The 16,952-nt window shown below is 71.9% G+C and carries 14 protein-coding genes; 8 read left to right on the top strand and 6 right to left on the bottom strand.

From position 1 onward, the window contains the following. Positions 1–5: 5 nt before the first annotated feature. Genes IEY89_RS13850 through IEY89_RS13835 form a run of 4 tightly spaced genes read right to left on the bottom strand, consistent with a single transcriptional unit; the run spans position 6 to position 4,728 of the window. A complete protein-coding gene (locus IEY89_RS13850; RefSeq protein WP_189147675.1) occupies positions 6–848 on the bottom strand; it encodes an SDR family NAD(P)-dependent oxidoreductase in 843 nt (280 codons plus the stop codon). Further along, positions 835–1,917 (bottom strand): 3-oxoacyl-ACP synthase III family protein, encoded by a 1,083-nt coding sequence (locus IEY89_RS13845; RefSeq protein ID WP_189147674.1) that lies wholly within the window; start codon positions 1,915–1,917, stop codon positions 835–837. Before IEY89_RS13845 ends, IEY89_RS13850 begins: the two co-directional genes overlap by 14 nt. Next, positions 1,914–3,767 (bottom strand): acyl-CoA dehydrogenase, encoded by a 1,854-nt coding sequence (locus IEY89_RS13840; RefSeq protein ID WP_189147673.1) that lies wholly within the window; start codon positions 3,765–3,767, stop codon positions 1,914–1,916. Before IEY89_RS13840 ends, IEY89_RS13845 begins: the two co-directional genes overlap by 4 nt. A gap of 31 nt (positions 3,768–3,798) precedes the next feature. Continuing rightward, a complete protein-coding gene (locus tag IEY89_RS13835) occupies positions 3,799–4,728 on the bottom strand; it encodes an acyltransferase domain-containing protein (RefSeq protein ID WP_229695211.1) in 930 nt (309 codons plus the stop codon). 328 nt (positions 4,729–5,056) lie between these two features. Between IEY89_RS13835 and IEY89_RS13830 the strand changes: the two genes are divergently transcribed. The 5 genes from IEY89_RS13830 (at position 5,057) to IEY89_RS13810 (ending at position 10,521) form a co-directional block, all read left to right on the top strand. Beyond that, positions 5,057–6,439, top strand: a complete 1,383-nt coding sequence (locus IEY89_RS13830; protein WP_189147671.1) for a tetratricopeptide repeat protein — start codon at positions 5,057–5,059, stop codon at positions 6,437–6,439. A gap of 166 nt (positions 6,440–6,605) precedes the next feature. Further along, the gene (locus IEY89_RS13825; protein WP_189147670.1) at positions 6,606–7,757 is read left to right on the top strand and encodes a 4-hydroxy-3-methylbut-2-enyl diphosphate reductase; all 1,152 of its coding nucleotides are present in this window, start codon (positions 6,606–6,608) and stop codon (positions 7,755–7,757) included. 213 nt (positions 7,758–7,970) lie between these two features. Beyond that, positions 7,971–8,702 (top strand): hypothetical protein, encoded by a 732-nt coding sequence (locus IEY89_RS13820; protein ID WP_189147669.1) that lies wholly within the window; start codon positions 7,971–7,973, stop codon positions 8,700–8,702. A 212-nt stretch (positions 8,703–8,914) separates the two neighbouring features. Beyond that, positions 8,915–9,553 carry a sigma-70 family RNA polymerase sigma factor gene (locus IEY89_RS13815; RefSeq protein ID WP_189147668.1) on the top strand — a complete coding sequence of 213 codons (639 nt, stop codon included), beginning with the start codon at positions 8,915–8,917 and terminating at the stop codon, positions 9,551–9,553. Between the two features lie 215 nt (positions 9,554–9,768). Then, positions 9,769–10,521 carry an aspartyl/asparaginyl beta-hydroxylase domain-containing protein gene (locus IEY89_RS13810; protein WP_189147667.1) on the top strand — a complete coding sequence of 251 codons (753 nt, stop codon included), beginning with the start codon at positions 9,769–9,771 and terminating at the stop codon, positions 10,519–10,521. A gap of 17 nt (positions 10,522–10,538) precedes the next feature. On the opposite strand, the gene IEY89_RS13805 is transcribed toward IEY89_RS13810, so the two are convergent. Together IEY89_RS13805 and IEY89_RS13800 are read right to left on the bottom strand one after the other, a co-directional pair. Further along, positions 10,539–11,069, bottom strand: coding sequence for a copper chaperone PCu(A)C (locus IEY89_RS13805; protein ID WP_189147666.1), 531 nt, complete (start codon positions 11,067–11,069; stop codon positions 10,539–10,541). Next, entirely contained in the window at positions 11,041–13,386 is a 2,346-nt protein-coding gene (locus IEY89_RS13800) for a heavy metal translocating P-type ATPase (protein WP_229695210.1), read from the bottom strand. The genes IEY89_RS13805 and IEY89_RS13800 overlap by 29 nt, the downstream gene beginning before the upstream one ends. Before the next feature lie 695 nt (positions 13,387–14,081). On the opposite strand from IEY89_RS13800, the gene IEY89_RS13795 reads away from it, so the two are divergent. The 3 genes from IEY89_RS13795 to IEY89_RS13785 all read left to right on the top strand — a co-directional run bounded on the left by IEY89_RS13795 (position 14,082) and on the right by IEY89_RS13785 (position 16,928). Next, positions 14,082–15,485, top strand: a complete 1,404-nt coding sequence (locus IEY89_RS13795) for an MFS transporter (RefSeq protein ID WP_189147665.1) — start codon at positions 14,082–14,084, stop codon at positions 15,483–15,485. 190 nt (positions 15,486–15,675) lie between these two features. Further along, a complete protein-coding gene (locus IEY89_RS13790) occupies positions 15,676–16,695 on the top strand; it encodes a beta-ketoacyl-ACP synthase III (RefSeq protein WP_268240732.1) in 1,020 nt (339 codons plus the stop codon). Next, the gene (locus IEY89_RS13785; RefSeq protein ID WP_189147663.1) at positions 16,692–16,928 is read left to right on the top strand and encodes an acyl carrier protein; all 237 of its coding nucleotides are present in this window, start codon (positions 16,692–16,694) and stop codon (positions 16,926–16,928) included. Before IEY89_RS13790 ends, IEY89_RS13785 begins: the two co-directional genes overlap by 4 nt. Positions 16,929–16,952 lie beyond the last annotated feature (24 nt).

The raw sequence follows: 16,952 nt of genomic DNA, 5'->3' as shown, positions 1-16,952 counted from the left end.
GCCCCTCACGCGGCGGCGAACGGGGAGGGCGGCTTGGGATATCCGGCCAGGCCCCCGTCGGGCACCGCCAGTCCGCCGTCGACGACCAGGGCGTGCCCGGTCACGAACGACGAGGCGGGTGAGGCGAGGAAGAGCGCGGCGCCGACCACCTCGTCGGCGGTGGCCCAGCGGCCCAGCGGGACGTGGCTGGTGAGCCAGTCGGACAGGGGCTGGGTGTTGGCGGCGAACGCGGTCATGTCGGTGCGGGTCCAGCCGGGGCACAGGGCGTTGACCCGGATGCCCTGACGTGCCCAGCCGACGGCCAGCGAGCGGGTCAGGGACAGCTGGGCGGCTTTGGTGGCCGCGTACGCCTCCATCATGGGAGTGCCGACGAGTCCGGCGACGGACGACATCAGGACGAGACTGGCCCGCCTTGAGTCGGCCAGGTGCGGGTGGGCGGCGCGGCACAGGGCCGCCGTGGCGTTGAGGTTGACCGATACGACGGCCTCCCAGTCCTCCTGCCGGGCTTGCTGCAGGGGCACCAGGAGCGGTGCCCCGTCCTCGGCGGTGGGCAGCGTGCCGGCGTTGTGGATGATCACGTCGAGGCCGCCCAGCGCGGCGGCGGCCCGGTCGACGAGGTCGGCCGCGGTGCCGGGTTCCGCCAGGTCACCGTCGAGGGCGACGGCCTTGCGTCCCCGGTCCTGGACCGAGCGCACGGTGTCGTCGAGGGCGGCCGGGGTGCGGGCCGTCAGGGCCAGGTCGCAGCCTGCGTCGGCCAGCCCCTGGGCGACGGCCCTGCCGATGCCCCGCGAGGCACCGGTCACCAGGGCACGGGCGCCGTCCAGGCGGAAGAGGTCAACAGCGTTCATCGGGGGCTCCTTCTGTCTCGTGGGGTTCGGGCGGGGAGGTCCGGGTGGGCGTGGTGCGGGCCGGTGCTCCGGTCCAGGTGAGCAGCCCGCTGCCCCAGGTCATGCCGGCGCCGAACACGGCGAGCAGGACCCGGTCGCCGACCCGCAGTCCGTCGCGCGCTGCGGCGGCGAGGGCGTACGGCGTGCTGGCGGCGCCGATGTTGCCCACTTCGTCGCCGACGACGACCAACCGGCCTTCGGGGATGCCCAGTTCGGCTCCCATACGGCGGAGCAGCACGGGGTTGGGCTGGTGGGCGACGACGCGGTCGATGTCCTGGAGGGAGAGGCCTGCGCGGTCGAGCGTGTCGGTGATCAGCCCCGGGAAGACGTCGGTGATGAAGCGGCTGATGGTCCGGCCGTCCATGCGGATGCGGTGGTCCCCCCGCGCGATCGTGTCCGCGTCGGCGGGCAGGCGGCTGCCGCCCGCCGGGATGAGCACCCGGTCGGCGAGGGTGCCGTCGGAGCCGAAGGCGAAGTGGGCGAAGCCCTGCGGAGCGGCCACCGGAGAGAGGATCGAGGCGGCGGCTCCGTCGGCGAACAGCACCGCCGTGCCCCGGTCGGTGGGGTCGAGGAACTTCGAGTACGCCTCGACGCCCACGACCGCCGCGTACCGGATCTCCGGGGAGGCGAGCAGCCAGTCGTGCGCCACCTTCGCCGCGAAGAGCCATCCGGAACAGGCGGCGCTGACGTCGAGGGCGACGGCCCGGGAGGCGCCCAGCACGGCCTGGATCCGGCAGGCGGTCGACGGGCCCAGTTCGTCGGGCGTGGAGGTCGCGCAGACCAGCAACCCGACGTCGCGCACGTCGATCCCGGCTGTGTCGGCCGCGGCACGCACCGCACGGGCGGCCAGGTCGGAGGCGGCCTCGCCGGCGGCGGCGACATGGCGTTGCCGTACGCCGGTGCGCTCGCTGATCCACTCAGGAGTGACCCCGGCGTCACGGGCCACGTCGGCGTTGGAACGCACCTGGGCCGGCAGATACGTGCCCATGCCGAGGACACCGATACGTCGGTGGCCGGCTGCGTCCGTCATGCCGTTCCTCCCGGCGTCCACGTCAGGCCCGCGTCCGTCGCCGCGTTGACGTCCGCGGCGGCGAGCGGGGCGGCCACGATGTCGTCCGGGAAGGCGAACGCCTCGGTCAGCAGCGGGAGGTGGGGCAGGATCTCGTCGCACAGCCGGTCGGCGGCAGCCGTGAGGGCGTCGACGTCCGCGGGCCGCAGCGCACCGCGGGTGAGCAGTGATCCGGCCCAGCGTCGGGCCGTGGTGACGCCGTGCAGTGCGGCGAGGGGTGCGATGGCCCGGGTGAGTGCGGGGTCCGTCGTCCGTGCGAGGGTGTGTGCCACGTCGTCGGCCATGAGCCGGGTCGCGTGCAGCTCGCCGAGCAGGCCGGCGTCCTCCAGGAGGGGGTTCCAGAGGTCGAAGGGGTCTGCCGCCTCCTGGGCACGGAGGTCGTGGAGCCGTCGCAGGTGCTCGGTCAGCAGGTGCTCGTGGCGCCGGGCGAGCGCCGGCCACCACAGCGGCGAGTCGGGGGACGGGGCGCCGGGCGCGGCCTGTGCCTGTGCCTGTGCGGGGACGTACTGTTCGACCAGCGTACGACCGACGTCGTACAGGATGAGCTGGCTGTCTCCGCCCGCGGTGTCGAAGGCGTGGTGGAAGCCGTGGTATCCGGCCAGGCCGTTGATGTCCAGATGGCCGGAGAAGCCGCAGTGGCGCTGGCAGTCGGCGGCGACACGGGCCGCCGTACGCACCGCGAGGGCCTTGTAGGCGGCCAGCGGGGCGCTGACCGCGGCCCAGGGCGAGAGCCCCATGGCGGTGTCGGCCCGCGGGGCGTCCGAGGCCTTGAGGGCGTCGGCCCACATGCCGCTCGTCCGGCGGGCGGCGCAGGTCAGGGCGAACGCGTCGGCGAGGGCGCCCAGCACGGCGCGCTGCTGGCTGCGGTAGCCGAGCAGCGGTGCGCCGGGGGCGAGCCGCCCCTGAGTACGTCGCTGCCGTGCGTAGTTGACGGCCTGGACGGCGGACTGACGGCAGGTCGCGGCTGCCACCGCGGGCATCGTCGCCCACAGCCCCTGGCCCACCCGCAGGGTGCGCTGGAGTCGGCGGTCGGGGGAGCCGGCCGGATCGTGGAAGGTGCCGTCACCGTCGATGCGGGCGCCGTCGCCGAGCCAGTGGGCGAACGGCAGGCGGACGGTGTGGAAGCGGAGGTGGACGTAGTCCAGTGGCAGGGCGCCGAGTTCGAGGCCCGAGGACATCTCGATGCCGGGCAGGGGCCCGTGCTCGTCGGTGATGTCGGCCACGAACGCGAAGACGCCCCGGTCGACTCCCCCGGCGTACAGCCGCGCGAGGACCACGCCGGTCTGCGGGACGGTGCGTGATCCGGCGCCGCAGAACTTGACGGCGCCGGGGTCGGGGGTGTGCAGGACGAACTCGCCGCTCGCCGGGTCGAATTCGGCGCGGGTGGCCGTGGCGAGGTGGCTGTTGGCCTGACCCACCTCGGTGATCAGGTACACGCCCTTGGTGCGTCCGGACTCCAGCGCCGCCATGCGGGTCTCCAACGCGGCGGGGTCGTCGGAGAGTTGGGCCATGGACCCGAGGCAGAGCAGGTAGTGGACCAGTGCCGTCATGCACAGGCCGGGATCCGCCACCGCCGTCCAGGCGTGCAGCGCGGCCAGCCGGGCCGGGTCCTCGAAGAGCCGGCGGGCGGGCGGCAGTTCCTCGCCGAGCGCCCTCAGCCGGCGCAGCAGACGCTCGCTGCGGACGCCGTGCGCCCCCGGGTCGGCGGCCAGCGCCTTGTGGAGGGCGGAGAGGAAGGAGGGGTCGCAGGGGCCGTCGACGAACTGCCGTAACGCCTCGTGCGCGGCTGCGGGAGGAGGTGCGGAGGACATCAGGGGACTCCAGGGAGATCGGCGGGGAAGGTCATCGGGAAGGTGAGCCGGGTTCCGCGAGCGGAGCGCGTACGAGCGTGGGGTGTCGGGACAGGACCGCGCGGGCGCTGGACGCGAGGGCGCTGCCGGTGCCGGCCTCGAAGACGACGTCCGGTTCGCACAGCGCCACCTGGCGCAGGACGTCGGGCACCCTGGCGGGCCGCACCAGGCAGTCGGCCAGCCGCCGGGGGAGGTCGTCGGCGGCGGTGTAGGCGCGGCCGGCCACGGCCGAGTGAACGGGAAAGCGTGCCTCGGCGCGGTCGTAGGCCCGCACCGCCCGGGCGAACGCCTCCGACTCGGCCTGGAGCGCGGGATGGTGGGAGGTGAACGGCAGACGGAGGCGCAGGGCGGTCACCTCCGTCAGCGCCGCCGCCTTCTCGACGCGGGCGAGTTCGGCGACGGACCCGGCGACCACGACGGACCGGTCGTCGTTGACCACGGCCACCACCACGTCCCGAGTGCCCGCACCGTCGATCAGGTCACGCGCGGCCCGTTCCGGACAGGCCAGGAGGGTCAGTCCGCCGGGGCAGGCGGAAAGGACGCGCGCGAGGTCGTGTGCGGCACGCGCGCCGTCGTCCAGGGTGAGAACACCGGCGGCGGTGAGCGCCGCGATCTCCCCGAAGCTCACCCCGACGACGGCCAACGGCGCGCCGTGGGACCGGCACAGAGCCTGATGCACCGTCATAGAAGCTCCGAACAGGGCGAGTTGTGCGGCTCCGACGGCGTCACCGGCCAGCTCGCGAGCGGTCGGCGGCGTCGGGCCCAGCAACCAGGGCCCCAGCGGCCGAAGTCCACGCTCCCCGGCGACGCCGTCGATCGCCTCGAAGACCTGCTCGGCGGCCGTGCGCATCGACGCGTCGGCCCGTACGGCGCGTACCAGAGCGCCGACGGAGAAGTCGCCCTGCCCGGGAAACAGGTGCACGGTTCTCCACCGGCCGGACGAATGACCGGGGAGCCGCGATTCGCCGGGGTGCCACGATTGACCGGGGAGCCGCGATGCGCTCGCGCCCATCTCCATCCTGCTCCGTCCTTCTCTGTCCGTCGCTCCAGGTACGGGTCACCGCACGAGGGGCGCACGGCTGCGGTGGATGCGCCGATCTTGCGCACTGCACATCGCCGCGACCGCGCTCCACACTGACCCTGCTCGCGCGAAAGCGCTTCCACCCCGGGCGCGGGCGACCAGGACGTTGAAGCTGTGCGGACGTTGAACGTCCGCATCCACCGACCGTCACGAAGGCGAGGGAAGGGCCGTGCGATCTGCCCGCACACCGAACCAGGACTTACGAAGCCTCCTGGACCAGGCCGGATGGAGCGGCGCCCGGCTGGCACGGGAGGTGAACGCGCTCGGCGGCGAGCAGGGAGCGGCACTGCACTACGACCGCACATCGGTGGCCCACTGGCTGGCCGGCAGCCGGCCCCGGCCGCCCGTCCCCGCTCTCGTCGCCGAGGCCCTCTCACGCCATCTGGGCAGGCCCGTCCGGCCGCAGGACACTGGGCTGACCGCACGCGGACAGGACCCGGGCGACCTGCCCGGCGCCCCGCCCGGCGAAGGGAGCGGAGTGGACCGCCTCGATCACCTGCTGCGCCTCACCGACCGACGGACCGCCTCCCTGCTGGGCGCCTATTCACTCGGGACGCTGACAGCCCCGCACCGGCCGACCGCGCCGGTCCGAGGGCCTGCCCCCCGGACCGGCGCGGGATCGGCCATCGGCATGGCGCACGTCGAATCGGCGCGTGAACTGCTCGACGTTCTCGCCCGCGGCGACGCCGTCTTCGGCGCCGGCCGGATACGGCAGCCACTGCGCCGGTACCTGGCCACGGCGGTGTTGCCCTGGCTCAGGGCGGACCTCAAACCCGTTGTGCGCGGGGAGCTGTTCAGCGTGGCCGCCCGCCTCACCTACCTGTGCGCGTTCGCCCACTTCGACACCAACCACCAGGCCGCGGCCCAGCACTTCTACCTCACGAGCGCCGAACTCGCCCGCGAGGCAGGAGACCGCGTCGGCTACGCCCTGGCCCTGCGGGGCCTGAGTGTCCAGGCTCACGCGCTCGAACACCATGCCGCCGCCCACCGTCTTGCCGAGCAGGCCGTGCTGGTCGGTGTCCGGCACACTCCACCACACCAACAGGCCTTCCTTCTCGGTCAGTTGGCGGTCACCGGCGCGGCCCTGGGTGACCGTGGTCATGTCCGCCATCTCGTACGGGCCGATAAGTGCCTGGAAAGCGCGTCGGGGAGTACCACCTCACCGGTCGGCTCCTTCCATCTGGGCTCGCTCGCACTCCAGCACGCGGCGGCGGCCCGCAGCCAGGGACGCCACCGGACCGCCGTGGAAGCGCTCGGCCGCGCCCTGCGCCACCGCCCCGCCGACGAGCGACGCTCCCACGCCGTCTGTCTCGCCGAACTGGCGGAGACCCAGCTCACCATCGGCCACCTCGACCAGGCTTGCCACACCTGGCACGCCTTCCTGGACCTCTACCCCCACATCTCCAGCGCCCGGGCCGACGACCGGCTCCGCGCCCTGACCGCGCGGCTGCGCCCACACGCCGGCAACCGGTCCGCCGCGATCCTGCTCGCCCGGGCGCGCGAGGCACGGAGGAGGCCGAGGACGGCCGGAGCCCTCCGCAGTGATCACTGATCCATTGGGGTGGTGCTCCCCGACAAGAGCGGCACCGGGGCCGGCCAGCCGTCTTGGATGACGCTGTCGCGTGTCCCCAACCTCCCCTTCAGGAACGATGAACCGAAGCGTGCTCTCCGAAGTGTTCCGCGCAACCGCCCCACTCCTCGCACCGGGAACACTGGAAGTGGCCACATCGTGGACGCACCCGGTGCGCGGCCCGATCGACTGCCCCGCCCACCGCCTTCTGACGGCCCACGCACGACGAGCCGGATACGAAGCCCGCTCCCGGGCGCTGCGCCAACCGGGCATTCACGCCGACGGCGCGCCGCGGACGGCCGTCTTCGCCGTCTCCTACGAGAATCCGGACGGCGGCCACAGCGGGCTGGCCATCGCCGTCCACGGTGCGGACACCGCCACGGCCTCCTTCGCCCGCGAACAGATCGCGGCCTGGTCCACCGCACTGCGCACCCGCCGGATGCTGTACGTACGCCTCGACGCGCCGCAGCCGCGCCTGGACACCGCGGGGCGGACCGGCACCCGGGTGCCGGGGCAACAGCCCTGCCACTCCCCCGGCCCGTGGCAGGCCTGCGGATGTCCCGGCGCGACCGCGTGCGGCGCGGTGGAGAACGCCGCACGGTCGTTGCGCCGCTTCCTGGACCGAGGCGACGACGTGCTCGTCGTGGGCGTACCGAACACCCCCGCCTCCCGAACGTGGTGGGACGGAATCCTCCCCGCGCGCGGACGCCCCGTCGCGACGCCGGAGCAGGCCGAATCCCTCACGGTCCCGGATCCGGATCGCCTCGCCTATGTCGTCGCCCCGGGCACCGTCGTGACCGAGGCGGCACGTGTGCTGACCGTGCTGCGCCGGCGTTTCCCCCGGCTGAAGGGACAGCATCCGCGCGAGTGGTGCTACACGATGGACGACCTGTACACCGCCGTCGGCTCGGTACTGGCCCAGTCCGACGTTCTGCTCGTGACCGGTCGCGGAGACAGCCCCGTCGTCAGGACCGCGCTGCCCCAGGCGGCCCGCCTGGACGTACGTGTCCGGCACGTCCCGGCCCTCGACCACCTGCGCCCGCAGGACACCGACGCCGCCACGATCGCCGTACTGGACGCCTCCGCCGACGAACGAGTCCGCCGACAGGTGACACAGGTCCTCGACGGCCTCGGACCGGCGAGCCACGTCCACCGACAGGTGCGCACCACCACACCGGCGCCCTCCGCGTTAGCCGCCGGCCCGGCCGATCCCGCCCTGGCGGAGGGCCGTGGCAGACCCGCCCAGGGCGTCCGGGACCCGGCGGGCATCGCCGCGCCCACCCGGTCTCTCGCACCGTGAGCGCGGAGCCCGGACGTGAGAAATCTCCCGCCGCGGCACGGGAACCAACTCGCCCCGCCGACCGACGTCTTGGGAAGGAAATGCTGTACGGACGCTCATTACGGCCTCTCCCCGTCGCCCACGGAACATCGCGGGGAGGGCATCGGCCTGTCCGTCCGTGCACGGTTGCCGGATACACCCTTTCGCCCAGCCGTCTGATGACACCATGTCGACATGACCACCGGGCCGGCATCTCGCGCCGTACGAGCCGCGTTCTTCGCGGTCGTCTGCGTGCTGACGGCGGCTCTGGGCCATGCCTGGGCATCCGGCATGTCTCCGTCCTGGCCGGTCCTGGGGAGCGCCACCGTCGGCACGGCGTCGGCCGCGTGGTGGGTCGCCGGGCGTGAGCGCGGCGCCCTGGTGGTGACCGGCTCCACGGTTGTCGCCCAACTCGTCCTGCACTCCCTGTTCGATCTGTTGCACCCGGGGCCGACGGCTTCCGTGCCGAGCGCGGAGCACGTCGAGCTCATGAAGGGCATGAGCCACGCACAGCTCGTGGACCACATGGATCACATGGATCACATGGATCACATGGATCACATGGATCACCTGGGCATGGGCATGGGCTCGATGGACATGAGCTCCATGGAGATGGGCCCCATGAGCATGCTGGTGCCCAGTGACGACGCCTCCGCCGTCATGCTCGGCGCGCACTCGCTCGCCGCCCTGGTGTGCGGGCTGTGGCTGTGGCGCGGTGAGGTCGCGGCGTTCCGGCTCGGCCGCACACTCGCCGCCGCGCTGTTCGTGCCGTTGCGGCTGGCGCTGCGGATCACGGGTGCACTGGCCAGGCCGCAGCTGCCCGACCGTCCGGTAGTCCCACGCCGCCCCGTCCGCAGGCTGCGTGGGGTGCTGCTGCACCACGTCGTCTCGCGCAGGGGTCCTCCGGGGTACGTCGCCCACCGCTGACCGTCTGTCATCGACAGGCGGAGTACCGGCGTGCCCGTCGGCCGTACACACCGTGAGGCGGCACCGCGGCGCCGCACGCCGGCCCTCGGCCCATGGCGCTCCGGCGTGTCCGCCCGCCGTGGACGCGGCGTGTCGTGAGTGCCCCCGACCTGCCGGGCCGCGCCCCGCCGTTCCCTGGTGCGCGCCCGCAGTATCCCGAAGGACGCTTTGCGATGATCCCTGCCCTTGCCAGGCTTGCCCCGAGGCCATCCGGTCCGGGAACCGACGAAGAGGAAGTGACCGACTGGGCGCTGGCCGCACGGAACGGCGACCCCGTCGCCGTCGAGCGTTTCGTTCGGGCGACCTACAGCGACGTCTGGCGGTTCGTGGCCCACCTCAGTGGCGACACGCACGGCGCCGACGACCTGGCCCAGGACGCCTTCCTGCGCGCCCTGAACAGCCTGCCGCAGTTCGCCGGCCGTTCGGGCGTCCGCACCTGGCTCATGGCGATCGCCCGCCGGTCGGTCATCGACCGCTACCGGTACGCCTCCGCCCGCCCCCAGGTCGCCGAGACCGCCGACTGGCGAACCGCGGCCGAAGGCACCCAGCCGTCCGGGTTACCGGGCTTCGAGGAGGGCGTGGCACTGCTCGACCTGCTCGACGGCCTGGACGCGTCACGCCGTGAGGCGTTCGTACTGACCCAGCTCCTCGGACTGTCCTACGCCGACGCCGCCTCCGCCGTGGGCTGTCCGATCGGCACCGTCCGCTCCCGGGTGGCGCGGGCCCGTGAGGAGCTGAACACCCTGCTGTGGGCCGCCGAGTTGTGCGGAGAGCCGGAACTGCGGGAGCGGGAATTCAACCGTCCCCACTGAATAGTCGTAGTCGTGCCGCGACTGCTTCTGGTTCCCGGCTCCGGTCGGGAATCGGAGGCACTGGGAGCACAGGGAGTGCGCGGAGGCATTTTCCGCTCCCCTCACGCCTCCACAGCCACGGCGACGATCGCTTTCCGCCCGGACGGCAGGGGTACTCCCCCTGCTGTCCGGGCGGAGGCCCTGACCTATTCGACCTCGGAATCCTGGAGACACCCATGACACCGGAGATAGAGAACGCCTTCGCCGCGATTCGGGACAGGTACGGACCGGAATCGATCGAGCGGGTCGAGGAGATGCTGGAGGCGAGGACCCGGCAACGGCATCACCTGCAGAAGGGCGCCAAATGGGTCATGCCCGGAATTTCTCAGCAGCCCTGGCACGATCCGTACGAACATCCTGAACTGAGCCCGGTGGTGCAGGCGTTGGAGGCGAATCACGCCTCGATCAAGGCAGAACTGGAAACCGCCTGGACGGCCCGCCGGAACGCCTTCTCGGACTACGAGCACTACCTCACACGCCAGCAGGACTGGCAGGCCCTGTACCTGTTCCGCAAGGGGGCACTGGTCGAGGAGTCGGCCGAGACCGTTCCCACCGCGTTCAAGGTGCTGAGGGAGCACGCCGTCGACACGGAGAAGATCTGCCCCCTCCTGGAGTGTCACTTCTCGACCCTCCTGCCCGGTGCGGCGATCGATCCTCACTGCGACCTGTGGAACTTCAGCATCAACCTGCATCTCGCCGTCGACATCCCGGACGGGTGCGGCATCACGGTCGCCGGTGAGACCCGGTCCTGGGACGAGGGCAAGTGCCTGCTCTTCGACTACTCGTTCGAGCATGAGGCGTGGAACCACGGGGCCCGCCCGCGTACCTGCCTGCTCGTCGACCTCTGGCACCCGGACACCACCCTTCCCGAGCGGGCGGCGCTCGTCGCGCTCGTCACCGAGATCCGCACACTGATGGGCGAGGTCTGAGCGAGCGCCGTCCGTCGTCACAAGGGGCCGGGGCTCACCGTCACCGCGGTGGCCTTGACCTGGCCGGAGTTCCGGAACCACAGGTCGAAGCGGATCTCTTTCCCGAGTTCCAGCGTCGGCGGGTCGAGGACCGCCACCTTGATGGTGGACGGCTCCATACGCAGGCTGCCCCCGGCCGGAACGGTGACGGGACCGATGGGCTTCGTGTCGTTCTCGCCGTTCTCCGTGACCGTGCGGGCGAGCACGGTGACTCCGAGGTCCAGGGAGGAGACGGACACCAGGACGTCCTTGGTGCCACCGGTGTTGCGGATGGAGAAGAAGGCCGAGGTGAGGGCGGAGTCGGTCGGCCGGAAGATACGGCCGTCGCTGACAGTGATGTTCTGCGGTGGCTCGCCGGCCGCCCCGCTCGCCGTGTAGAGGGAGAGCAGTACGAGAACCGCCGCGCACGTGCCCGTCGGCACCAGCGCGGCGCGCACGCCACCGGATACGGCCAGACGGCGCCACAGCGGGGCGGGGCGTTCAGCGGATGCTGCTGACGCTGAGGTCATCGGTGTCCTTCCGGGTACGGGTGTCGTCGGCGCCCTCCGCGGGAGCGGAGACCGGTGGAGCGGCCCGGTGGGCCCGTAGCCGCAGGCTGTTGGTGACCACGAGGACGGAGCTGGCGGACATCGCCACCGCGGCGAACATCGGGTTCAGCCAGCCGGTGGCCGCCAGCGGGACGGTGACCACGTTGTAGCCGAAGGCCCAGATCAGGTTGGCCCGGATGGTGGTCAGGGTTCTGCGGGTGAGGCGTACCGCCTCCACGACCGCCTGCATGTCCTCACGTACGAGGGTGATGTCGGCGGCGCCGATCGCCGCGTCGGTTCCGCCGCCCATGGCGATGCCCAGGTCGGCCGAGGCCAGGGCGGCGGCGTCGTTGACCCCGTCGCCGATGACCGCCACGCGTCGTCCCTCGGCCTGGAGCCGCGCGACGATGTCCGCCTTGCCCTCCGGGGTGATCCCGGCGTGCACCTCCTCGATACCCACCTGCTCGGCCACGGCGTGGGCGGCCGTCGGACTGTCGCCGGTCACCAGGATCGGCTCGATGCCGAGTACCTGCAGCTGGAGTACGGCGTGGTCGCTGGAGGGCCGCAGGCTGTCGCCGACGGCGAGGACGGCGACGGGGCGGCCGTCGATTTCGACGAGGACGGCGGTGTGCGCTGCGGCTTCGGCGCGGTCCAGTGCCTCCCGCAGCTTGTCGGGCAGGACGGTGTCGGGCCGCGGGCGCCCCACGGAGACCTCCCGGCCGTCCACCAGGCCGTGCACCCCGGACCCTGCCACGGCCCGGAAACCGGTCACCGGTGGCAGCCGCGCACCGTCGGCGGCACGGCGCGCGGCGGCGACGACGGCCCGGCCGATGGGGTGTTCGGAGCCGTACTCGACCGCTCCGGCCAGCCGCAGCACCTGCGCCGCGTCCTCGGCGGCGGCGCTTACGGTCGTCTCCAGAAGCGTCATGTGACCGGTGGTGAGGGTGCCCGTCTTGTCGAAGACCACGGTGTCGACGCGCTGCAACCGCTCCAGCGCCTCGGGCCCCCGGATGAGCACGCCGAGTTGTGCCCCGCGTCCGGTGGCCGCCAGGAAGGCGGTGGGTGTGGCCAGGCCGAGTGCGCAGGGGCAGGCGACGACGAGTACGGCCACCGCCGCCGTGACGGCGGACTCCCCGTCCGCCCCGGCGCCGAGCCAGAAGCCGAGCACCGTGCACGCCACCGCGATGATGGCGGGCACGAAGACACCGGCGACGGAGTCGGCGAGCCGCTGGATGCGGGCCTTGCCCGCCTGGGCGTCGGTCACCAGCCGGGTGATCCGGGCGAGTTGGGTGTCGGCGCCGACCGCGGTGGCGCGGACCACGAGCAGCCCGCCGGCGTTGACGGCGGCGCCCACCACCGCGGATCCCGGGCCCACCTCCACAGGGGCGCTCTCGCCGGTGACCAGGGACAGGTCCAGGGCGGAGCTGCCCTCGGCCACGACCCCGTCCGTGGCGACCTTCTCCCCGGGGCGCACCACGAACTCCTGCCCCACCCGGAGTTCGGAGATCGGGATCCGGCGGTTGCCGCCGTCCTCCGTCAGCTCGACGTCCTTGGCCCCGAGTTCGGCGAGCGCGCGCAGGGCCGATCCCGTGCCGTGCTTGGCCCGGGCCTCCAGGTACCGCCCGGCGAGCACGAAGAGCGGCACGCTCACCGCCGCCTCCAGGTACAGATGGGCGCTACCGGCTTCGGCGCCGGGCAGCAGGTTGAACGGCATGCGCATGCCCGGTTCACCCGCGCCCCCGAAGTACAGCGCGTATCCGGACCACAGGAAGGAGGCGATCACGCCGAGGGAGACCAGGGTGTCCATGGTCGCCGCGGCGTGGCGCAGCCCCTTGAACGCCCGCTGGTGGAACGGCCACGCGCTCCACAGCACGACCACCGTGGTCAGGTTGAAGCACACCCACTGCCAGTAGTCGAACTGCAGGGCCGGGACCATGGACAGCACCAGAACGGGCACCGACAGCGCCGTCGTGATCCAGAGCCTGTTCCGTTCGTTCCCGGCGGCTGCCTCCCGCCGCTCGCCCGGAGCCGCTTCGTCGTCCGGGGCGGGTGGCGGCGGCAGTTCGGCGGTGTAGCCCGCCTTCTCGACCGTCGAGATCAGTTCCTGCGGGGTCACCGCCACGGGATGGGAGATCCGGGCCCGGCCCGTGGCCAGGTTGACCGTCGCCGTCACGCCCTCGACCCGGCCCAGCTTCTTCTCCACCCGCCCCACGCAGGCGGCACATGTCATCCCGCCGACCACCAGATCGGTGGTCACCAGGGATCCGTCCTGTGCCGGACGGTGGTCGGCGGGCGTCATCGGCCCTCCCGCGCGGTGCGGTCCACGGCGCCCATGCCATGCGTGTCCGGCATTCCCGGCCCGCCGGTACTTCCAGGGCTGTCCCCGGTCCGGTGCATTCCGGGAGCCACAGGACCCGCCTCGCGACCGACGGCGTACGACACAGCCGTCAGCGCGCACAGGAGGAAGACGAACCCCAGCAGAACGGGGGGTACGACGAAACTTCGCTTTTCGTTATCGGTGGACGACATCCTCATGCCGCATACCGTACGGGGGTATCCAGGAGAATCGCCACCCGGACGATGTGATGAAGAATATCGACACCGCCGGGAACCAGGACGACTTCCCGTCCGACTACTTTAAAAGGCCTCTGCGGTACGGCCTCAATTCAATGTGAATCAGCAGGGGAACTGGTCATCTATTCAACGTGCAGCCAACCCTCGAATGGCCGAAAAGAACAGGTTTACTGGCGATTATCGACACCACAGGGGATAAAAGCCCGGGGGAATCGCCACCCCAAGGACTCCGTCGCACACACGAGCGATTCCAGCAATCCGAATCTGCGCCAGTCCGGAAACGGAGGGAGATGGCTTGTCACAGCGCAGGGAGTGAGCCACGATCCAGAACGAGCCGCGCTCCGCACAAATGATTCACAGTTCGAAGCCGGCGAATTCACAACACAGCACTTGCTCAGCGTCGTGGGGGATTGTTCGTAAATGTCTGCCTTGAAGTCGTCACCCGCTCCGCCGCGCCGGCGTCTCGGACTGCCCCTGTTCGTCCTTGCCACGGCGCAGTTGGTCATCTCCCTCGACTTCAACATCGTCTACGTCGCCCTCCCCAGCATCGGCAGCGGGCTGGGGTTCTCCGGCCAGGATCTCCAATGGGTGGTCAGCGCCTATGTCGTGGCCACCGGAGGGTTCCTCCTCCTCGGAGGGCGGGCCACGGACCTGCTCGGACGACGCCGGATCTTCGTCCTTGCCGCACTGCTGTACGCCCTCTCGTCCCTGGTGGGTGGGCTGTCCGGCTCCGCGGGTGTCCTCGTCGCGGTCCGCGCCGTCCAGGGCATCGGCGGCGCCCTCCTGTTTCCCGCCACCCTCTCCCTGATCAACACGCTCTACGACGAGGGCCCGAGCCGTAACCGGGCGCTGGCCGTCTGGGGAGCCGCCGGCGCGGGCGGCCTGTGCTTCGGCTCACTGCTGGGCGGGGTACTCGTGGACGCCTTCGGCTGGCAGTCGGTGTTCCTCGTCAACATTCCCCTGGCCGGAGGAATCGCGCTGGCCGGTGCGCTTCTCTTCCCCGCCGACGGACCACTGTCCCGGCGACGGGATTTCGACCTCCTGGGCGCCCTGACGGCCACCTCGGGGATCACCCTGCTGGTGTTCGTCCTCGTCCGCGCACCCGAGGCGGGCTGGAGCAGCGGCGGCGTCCTCATCTGCGCGGCCCTCTCCGTCGCCCTGTTGTCGCTCTTCGCCCTCGTCGAGGCGCGCACCGTCGATCCCCTCACCCCGGCACGCATGTTCGCCCACCGTGGTCTGGTCGGCGCCATGGCCCTGACCGCGCTCTTCAGCGCCACGTTCAGCTCCGTCCCCTACTTCCTGACCCTGTATTTCCAGACGGTGCACGGCTACAGCGCGTTGAACACCGGCCTCGCCTTCCTCGTCCCCGCCGTCGTCGTCGCCGTCGGAACACAGGCGGGTGTGAAGGCCGTGTCCACCCTCGGGGTGCGCACCACCATGCTGGGCGGCATGGCCGTGGGAGCCGTCGGCGCGTTGCTCCTGGCCGTCGCGCTCTCCGACGACGGCTCGTATCCGCGCCTGCTGCCCGGCATCGTGCTGCTGAGCCTCGGTCAGGGCGCCACCTGGACCGGAATGTGGATCGCGGCGGCCTCCGGTGTCGCCCCCGGCGACCAGGGCATCGCCTCCGGTATGGCATCGACCACGCTCCAGGTGGGCGGCGCCGTGGGCCTGGCCGTCCTGGTCGCCGTCGCCGACACCGGGGGCCACGACCTCTCCGGCGCCGACCTGCTCGACGGGGTCCGTGACGCCGTGTACGTCATCGCCGCCGGCGTCTGTCTCGGCGCGGTGGCCGTCCTCGCCCTCCGCAGGCCCGCCGGGCGATAGAGGCCACCGCGCAGCACGCGGCCGGCCCGGCTCCGCCCTGTCGTGCAGCCCCCTCCCTCCTGCTTCCGAGCACCCGCATCCGTACCCCGGAGCACGACCACGAGGAGACACTGCTGTGCCCAGCACGCCCGCACACCCGCCGAGTCCCCACGATCCGCCGCCCGCCGCACCGCCTGAACGGTCAGCCGTCCTGTGCGGGCTGGCCGGCTGGGTCCCCCCTCTCGTCGTGACCAACGAGGACCTGTCCCGGCGGCTCGACACCAGCGACGACTGGATCCGCACCCGGACCGGGATCGGCCGACGCCACTTCGCCGAGCCCGGCCAGGCGACGTCGGACCTGGCCGTGGAGGCCGGGCGCCGCGCGCTGCGGTCGGCGGGCACGGAAACCGCGGACGCGGTCATCGTCGCCACCACGACCCCGGACCGCTCCTGCCCGGCCACCGCCCCGCTCGTCGCCGCCCGACTGGGCCTGACGGGTGTGGCGGCATTCGACATCAGCGCCGTGTGCACCGGCTTCGTGTACGGGCTGGCCTCGGCCACCGGTCTGATCGCGGCCGGGGTCGCCGAGCGCGTCCTGCTCATCGGCGCGGACACCTACTCCACGATCATCGACCCGCAGGACCGGGCCAACGCGATCATCTTCGGGGACGGGGCCGGAGCTGTCGTCCTGCGGGCCGGACACCCCGACGAGCCGGGTGCGGTCGGCCACTTCGACCTCGGCAGTGACGGCACCGGGGAAGAGCTGATCATGGTGGCCGCGGGCGGCTCCCGGCAGCGCTCGACGCCGGGCGGAGCGAGCCCGCAGGACCGGCATTTCTCCATGCGGGGGAGGGAGGTCTACCGGCATGCCGTCACGCGGATGACGGCCTCGGCGCGCACCACCCTCACCCTGGCCGGCCACAAGGCCGACGACATCGACCACTTCGTTCCCCACCAGGCGAATCTGCGCATCCTGCGTTCGGTGGCGGAAGAACTCGGACTGCCCCCGGAACGCTGTGTGTCCAACGTCGAGTCGGTGGGCAACACAGGCGCCGCGTCCATCCCTCTCGCCCTGGCCGACGCGGCCTCCCACCGGACCATCCAGCAGGGGGAGCGCGTCCTGCTCACCGCGTTCGGAGGCGGTCTCACCTGGGGCTCCTGCCTCCTGAGCTGGCCCGCGCTCGCCCGGATCAGTCACCCGTACGACCGAGGAGGAGTACCCGCATCATGAGCACCACCTACGACCAACTGGTCACGATCCTCGCGAAGTTGCACGATGCGCCGCCCGACCGGATCAGCCCGGATGTCACCTTCGCCGGACTGGACGTCGACTCGCTGACCATGGTCGAGATCAGCATGCGCATCGAGCGCGATCTCGGCGTCACCGTCGAGGACAACGAACTCCAGGAGGACCTCACCCTGGACGCGACCGCCAGGCTGATCGACTCGAAACTCGCCCAGTGACCGTCACCAACGGAAAGCGGACAA

The sequence above is a fragment of the Streptomyces lacrimifluminis genome (assembly GCF_014646095.1).
GTDB lineage: Bacteria > Actinomycetota > Actinomycetes > Streptomycetales > Streptomycetaceae > Streptomyces > Streptomyces lacrimifluminis.
This window is presented reverse-complemented; position numbering and strand designations above follow the sequence as displayed.